Source organism: Okeania sp. SIO3B5, assembly GCF_010692555.1.
Lineage (GTDB): Bacteria > Cyanobacteriota > Cyanobacteriia > Cyanobacteriales > Microcoleaceae > Okeania.
Genome location: NZ_JAAHHG010000203.1, coordinates 1 through 6,710 on the forward strand (window position 1 = coordinate 1; position 6,710 = coordinate 6,710).

The window sequence follows — 6,710 nt, forward strand, 5'->3', positions numbered from 1 at the left end:
TACTAAAATACAAATTTATATACTACTTTTAATGATACGCTCTTGAAGTGCGGAATGTGAGTTAGAAGGGATAAAGTTTTTTATCACTAATTATCCGGACATAATATCAAAAGTTATTTTTGTAACAGGGATTTGAGCAAGGCTCCAAAAATATTTCGCCTTAAAAGGTGGGGTTTTAGACCCAAATTATTTTGATAAATAAAAGTTTCAGAGGTGGCAGGCAGAACTTCATATTTGATGGATAGTGTCTAATTTTGCAGTAAAAAATTCAAATAAAAAAATGGATATTATTTCAATACTTAAACAAGATTATCAAAAATTTCCGGCCGATCAAACTTACAGTATTTACGCAGAAAATGTTTACTTTGAAGACCCATTAAATAAATTTAGAGGAATTGACCGTTATCAAAAAATGATCGGTTTTATGAAGAATTGGTTTAATGATATTCAGCTTGACTTACACGATATTAGTCATTCAGGAGATTTAATTAAAACCCGTTGGACACTTAGTTGGACAGCTCCTGTGCCTTGGAAACCTCGAATGGCAATACCAGGATGGAGTGAATTGAAACTCAATTCAGATGGATTGATTAACAGTCATATTGACTATTGGGATATTTCTCGACTGGATGTTTTAAAACAGGTTTTTCAAGTGAAGTAGCTAAATAATTCTCAGCTTAATTTTTTGATATATATATTGACAAAAAAGCACAAATTTGATATATGAAACCTCCCTAGATCCTGGAAAAGTCAAAAAACCGCTAAAGTTAAGATGTGTAAAAATTATGTAAAAATTTTTCAGAAAAGGTTAAATATTGATGCGCGTAATATTAATGACGGGAAAAGGCGGCGTTGGCAAAACATCAGTGGCTGCCTCAACGGGACTACGTTGTGCAGAGTTAGGCCATAAAACTCTGGTTCTCAGTACTGATCCAGCTCATTCCCTGGCAGATAGCTTTGATATGGAAATGAGCCACGAACCTCGGAAAGTTAGGGAAAATCTTTGGGGTGCTGAGTTGGATGCTTTAATGGAATTGGAGGGAAATTGGGGGGCGGTAAAACGTTATATTACTCAGGTTTTGCAGGCGCGGGGTTTGGATGGTGTGCAAGCTGAGGAGTTGGCAATTTTGCCAGGAATGGATGAAATTTTTGGTCTGGTGAGGATGAAGCGTCACTATGACGAGGGGGAGTATGATGTTTTAATTATTGATTCTGCTCCGACTGGTACTGCTTTGCGACTTTTGAGTTTGCCGGAAGTGGGGGGTTGGTATATGAGGAAGTTTTATAAGCCTTTGCAGGGAATGTCGGTGGCATTAAGACCTCTTTTTGAGCCTATTTTTAAACCTATTACTGGTTTTTCTTTGCCAGATAAGGAAGTTATGGATGCTCCTTATGAGTTTTATGAGCAAATTGAGGCTTTGGAAAAGGTTTTAACTGATAATACTAAGACTTCTGTGCGGTTAATTACTAATCCTGAAAAGATGGTAATTAAGGAGTCTTTACGGGCTCATGCTTATTTAAGTTTGTACAATGTTTCTACAGATTTAGTAGTAGCTAATCGGATTATTCCTGATTCTGTGACTGACCCTTTCTTTAAAAAGTGGAAGGAAAATCAACAGCAATATCGGCAAGAAATTCACGATAATTTTAGACCTTTACCTGTGAAGGAGGTACCTCTTTATTCTGAGGAAATGTGTGGTTTGGCTGCTTTGGAAAGGTTGAAAGAAACTCTTTATGGAAATGAGGACCCTAGTCAGGTTTACTATAAGGAAAATACTGTGAAGGTGGTGCAAGAAAAGGGGAATTATAATTTGGAATTATATTTACCTGGAATTCCTAAAGAGAAAATTCAATTGAATAAAACTGGGGATGAATTGAATATTAGAATTGGTAATCATCGTCGGAATTTGGTTTTGCCTCAAGCTTTAGCAGCGTTGCAACCTGCGGGGGCAAAAATGGAGGATGATTATTTAAAGATTAGGTTTGCTGAAGTGGCAAAAGTTTAGGACAGTTATTTTTTTGTGGGAGCAGGTTTTAAACCTATCTCCTACAATATATAGCAATGTGCGCTGGCATATTTAGGGTTTGCACTCAAAAGTCTTATGGGTGAGGGTAGGAGACAACCCACCCCTCGCCCCTCCCCCTCCCAGGAGCAGGGTCTATTTATTGTCACGAGAGAAAAAAGAAGTAGGGGAGTGGGGGAGTAGGGGAGTAAGATCAATTTATCGTCAAGAGAGAAAAATTGTATCCTTTGAAATTTTGAAATTTTGTACATCTTGCTAGAGTGAGTTAACCAAAAATATACAGTTGTAAATATTCTAGGCGCGACAATGAATTAGCCCTGCCTCCGGTGGAGGGGAAGACAGGAGACAGGAGTTAGGGGTACTTAGAGGAGGTAGGAGCTAAGTTTTGTAAGAGTGATTTTTCTGTCATAATCATCCCAAAATACTAGCTTTTTGCAGCTCTTTAGACCGAAAACAGGCGCACTTTTTAAAGGCCAAAAAATGCTACAACCAATATCAGTCAATGCTTTGAGATTTAATCAGCAAGCCCTATTTACAAATTACAAGAACTGTCCAATAGCTAAAAGCCTTATAGAGCCCCTAACCGTATCTTTTAGCTCTCTCCACCAAATGAGGGAGTAGGGAGTAGGGGCGAATCGCGATTCGCCCGTACAGGAGTAGGGAACCCACCCCTCGCCCCTCCCCCGACCGTGGAGGGGAAGAATTGATGACACGCTCTACAATAATTGATTTGATTTTTGATGATTGGAAATGTCTTTCTCCGAAAAGATATATGCTTAAGTTAAGTAATAGGAGCGTACGCCTAAATTTTTAGAGATGCCACTCAGGGGTTCTATATTATCGGTTTTTTATTTCCCCAGATGAGCTGTTGCCTGTTGCCAGATGAGCTGCGCACAGCGCTATAAAATTAAAAGTAACCATAGTTTATTTGTTTTTAGCGACATTTTATATCATGTCCGGTTGAATAGTTATCATTAGACATCTCCAGAAAAGAGGGAATAGGGAATAGGGAACCCACCCCTCGCCCCTCCCCCTCCCAACCCACCCCTAGCCCCTCCCAGGAGGGGAGGGGAATAATTGATAATTTCTGTACGATAATTGATTTGATTTTTGATTTTTGGAGATGCCTATTAAGAATAAATGGAATAAATATCTCAAACCCCTGAAATTGCTTCCTTCCACTCTGTTCTAGCCACAATGACTTTATTGTTAGTGTTTATCCGGACATGATATTATTTGAAAATCAATACTTCTTGCGAACACTGCAATTTTAGCTGCGTGTGGGACTTGAATGCTAGCTTAAATCTAGGTATGGCGGGCAGTGAGAGCTACGCTCCGCGTTCCGCAAACGTCCATGTCAGCTTGTGGACTGGATAATGCCGACATTGCCAGGTAGAAGCAAGAATAGAATCGCATTATTCTAGGCATAACATTTTTCCTTTTAAGGAGATAATAAATTGCATATATTTACTAAATTATCAACTGCTATATATCCTCATCACAAACTACCTAGTAAATTAATAGGAGTAGGAGGTATATTTTTATGGGCGATCGCATTAACGAGTTGCACTACTCAACGCCACAGTCTAACCCTTTCTACTGGTGCTAATGGAGGTGCTTATGAAAACATAGGCAGGCAAATAGTAATTTCAGCTCGTGAAGTAGGGAAAATAACCGTCCATGATAATTATGATTCCTACGGTTCGCAACAAAACCTCAAACGTCTACTCAATGGAGAAACAGACCTTGCCCTAGTTCAAGTAGATGTCGCCAGTGAAGCAATGAAAATGGGCAAAGTCCAAACAATAGCTGTTCTTGCCCATGAATATTTACATCTAATTACACAATCTGACTCAGAGATCGAGACTTTTACCGACCTTGACGGAAAACGAGTTATTTTTGGTACTCCCGAAAGCGGTATTTACTTCACTGCTAGACGATTATTTAGTGCCACAAATCTAAACATTATTGAAGCGAATATTGATATCAGAGAAGGATTTGATAAACTGAAACAGAAAGAAATAGATGCTTTTATCTATGTTGGCCCGGTGGGAAGCAGTAAAAAAGTTCAAGCAGAGTTAGCAACACCTCCCTTGCTCAGGTTAGTTCCGATATCAACTGCCTTTATTAACTACTTAACTATTCAATTTCCAGAATCATATCAAAGTGCAACCATGCCGAAAGGTAGTTATATTCCTCTACCACCAATACCTCAGGAAGATTTACCTACTATTTCTACTGCTGCTGCTTTAGTAACTCGTCCTGATGTCAGTAAAGAAAAAATTGCTCTTTTAACTTGGTCAATTATTTCATCTTCTCGACAATATTCATTATTTTACCCAGAACTTGCTGACGGAAATGCTCGCTCTTTATTACAGAGTGGATTGGTATATCTTCATCCTGGTTCTCAGCAAGCATTTGAGCAAGGCGACCCCAGACAAGTTTGGATGCGCTATTTAGAGGAAAACCAAGATTTACAGGCAGGTATGATTATTGTTATATCTACAGGTATTCTGGGATTTTTGTTGCGAATGTGGCGTCATAAACAGTGTCTCAATATGATTAAAAATAGCCGTTTAGCTCTCAGTAACATTAGTTTAAATTTAGAAGAAAATCCAATTCAAGCTCTTAAAGAAGTAGAAGAATTAAGGCAGCAACATAGGTCAATGTTGATTGAGGGAGACTTACCTAAAGAAGCTTTTGAAAAGTTAGAAGAAATGACAAAGGTGCTTGTAGAAGAATGCCGAATTTTGCAAGAAAAACAAAATCAGAAAGATATTCAAAATACCATAGCATTAATTGATGAATGGCAATCTATGTCGGAAGTATGTCCAGAAGAAGTTAAGGATAAGCTGGAAAATTTAGAAAATAAGTATCGAGAAATGTTATTATCACGTCAAATTGACATTCAGACTTTCATTCATTTGACTCAACTTATTAGTCATTATGTGAATTTAAACAATAATAATAGTGGTAATGGTAATGGTAATAATACGACTCATCATAATGTTCCTGCATCCTTAAATTCATAATTTTAATTTTTCAGGTAAAAAATACAGAGAAAAGTGTCAGCTTTTAGCTCCGAATTGCCCAAAATGCTCAAAATGTGAGCAGACAAGGGCAGAAAAATTAAGCGATAATTCTTTCGACTGCCTTCTCTGTAATACCAATTTGAAAAAAGAATGTTACTAATAATAAGTGCAATAAAAAGATTTTGCAGGGAATGTCCCTTTGACAAAAAATAGAATTTACGACCTGAAAATTGGTATTAAATCTATTAATTCTGACTCCTGAATTCTGGATTCTGAATTCTAAAAAATACCCTAGCTATTTGTAGCAAACATTTATCAAATTGGTATAATTCCTATTCATTCTGGCTCCTGACTTCTGATTCCTATCTTCACTCATAAGACTTTTTCAGCAAACTCTAATTAGGGCTTGCTGATTAAATATCAAAGCATTTACTGATATTGGTATTGGCCTTTTTAGGGTAGAAAAAAGTGCGCCTGTTTTAGTTTAAAACGCTTAAAAAGTTAGTATTTTAGGCGCATAGTTGGGCAGGACAATCTTGGGAAAATTCTTACTTCTACCCCCTCGCTCATTCCGATTTATCCTGTCTCCTGTCTCCTACCCCTACTAAAAGACTTTTTCAGCAAGCCCTAATTATCCATTATCCATTATCCATTATCCATTAATGAACTTCCTTCTTCAACGATCTTTGAGCTTTTCTACATAACCCCACAAACTATAATCACGAGCTAACCAACCATGAAAAAAAGCCATTTGACTCGCATCTTCCTGCACTCTTTTATAACGATAAATAATTCTTTCATTAATCATTTGAAGAGCTGTATTTCGATTATTACCTTCTGCTAATGCTGACTTAGTAACAGCATCAAATATACCTGTTTGTGGTAATCCTAAAGCTTGCTGAAGAAAAGTTACTGAGTTATTAATGCCAAAATTAACTGCAGTATCAAACATAACTACAGCTAGAGCAGGATGCATTGTAGCTGACTTACTATTATCCCAATAACCTTGATAAATTTCCATTAGTTCAGTATCAGACATTTGCGTAACATCTAAAGTTGGTAAACCACGTCTTCGTCTATAAGCATTATATTCAGTTTGCAAAATTCCTTTATAAGTTCGACCACCTTTATCTGCTGGATGATTACTAAATCCACCTTCAAAATATAGAGTAAAAGCTAGAGCTGTTTCAAATAATTTTTCTTCGTATTTTTGTTCTGTTTGTGCTTGAACAGGAATTTTATGACCGATAAAAACAGGGATTCCCACTGTCAAAATTAATGCAGTAATTACTAGAATTATTTGAGGTTTAAATTTAATTTTTGGTGGAAGTTGATGTGATTTTTTTTCAATCATTGAAAGATTCCTTCTTTAATATTAAATGCCAAAATTAAGACTAGATTTATTATCAGCTTTAGGGCTGAAAGTTGAGGGAAATAGTAAAAGAGCAAATTGATATGAAATACAAGTAATTATGCTATTTATGACTTTCCCTATCTCCCCATATCTCTATCTCTTGATAAATTATTTTGAGAAAACATTAACCTATTTCATCTTAGTTATAGTACTACGCATTAAGATTAGGACAGCTAAGAAACTTCAAAACATTACAGTTAAAAGTTTTGATTATAGCTAATAGCTGATAGCTGTTTGCGG

At 36.7% G+C, this 6,710-nt stretch carries 4 protein-coding genes; 3 read left to right on the forward strand and 1 reads right to left on the reverse strand.

All coding sequences use genetic code 11. The features are described from left to right. Positions 1 to 280: 280 nt before the first annotated feature. The 3 genes from F6K54_RS23620 (at position 281) to F6K54_RS23630 (ending at position 5,056) form a co-directional block, all read left to right on the forward strand. The gene (locus F6K54_RS23620; protein ID WP_293082750.1) at positions 281 to 661 is read left to right on the forward strand and encodes a DUF2358 domain-containing protein; all 381 of its coding nucleotides are present in this window, start codon (positions 281 to 283) and stop codon (positions 659 to 661) included. 157 nt (positions 662 to 818) lie between these two features. Continuing rightward, positions 819 to 2,006 carry a TRC40/GET3/ArsA family transport-energizing ATPase gene (locus F6K54_RS23625; RefSeq protein ID WP_293082753.1) on the forward strand — a complete coding sequence of 396 codons (1,188 nt, stop codon included), beginning with the start codon at positions 819 to 821 and terminating at the stop codon, positions 2,004 to 2,006. A gap of 1,475 nt (positions 2,007 to 3,481) precedes the next feature. Further along, positions 3,482 to 5,056, forward strand: a complete 1,575-nt coding sequence (locus tag F6K54_RS23630) for a TAXI family TRAP transporter solute-binding subunit (RefSeq protein WP_293082756.1) — start codon at positions 3,482 to 3,484, stop codon at positions 5,054 to 5,056. A 676-nt stretch (positions 5,057 to 5,732) separates the two neighbouring features. On the opposite strand, the gene F6K54_RS23635 is transcribed toward F6K54_RS23630, so the two are convergent. Beyond that, on the reverse strand, positions 5,733 to 6,410 hold the full coding sequence (locus F6K54_RS23635) for a glycoside hydrolase family 108 protein (protein WP_293082759.1): 678 nt from the start codon (positions 6,408 to 6,410) through the stop codon (positions 5,733 to 5,735). Between the last annotated feature and the right edge of the window lie 300 nt (positions 6,411 to 6,710).

Coding starts and splice junctions, on each gene's coding strand:
- F6K54_RS23620 (WP_293082750.1), top strand. CDS start 281: ATGGATATTATTTCAATACTTAAACAAGATTATCAAAAATTTCCGGCC.
- F6K54_RS23625 (WP_293082753.1), top strand. CDS start 819: ATGCGCGTAATATTAATGACGGGAAAAGGCGGCGTTGGCAAAACATCA.
- F6K54_RS23635 (WP_293082759.1), bottom strand. CDS start 6,410: ATGATTGAAAAAAAATCACATCAACTTCCACCAAAAATTAAATTTAAA.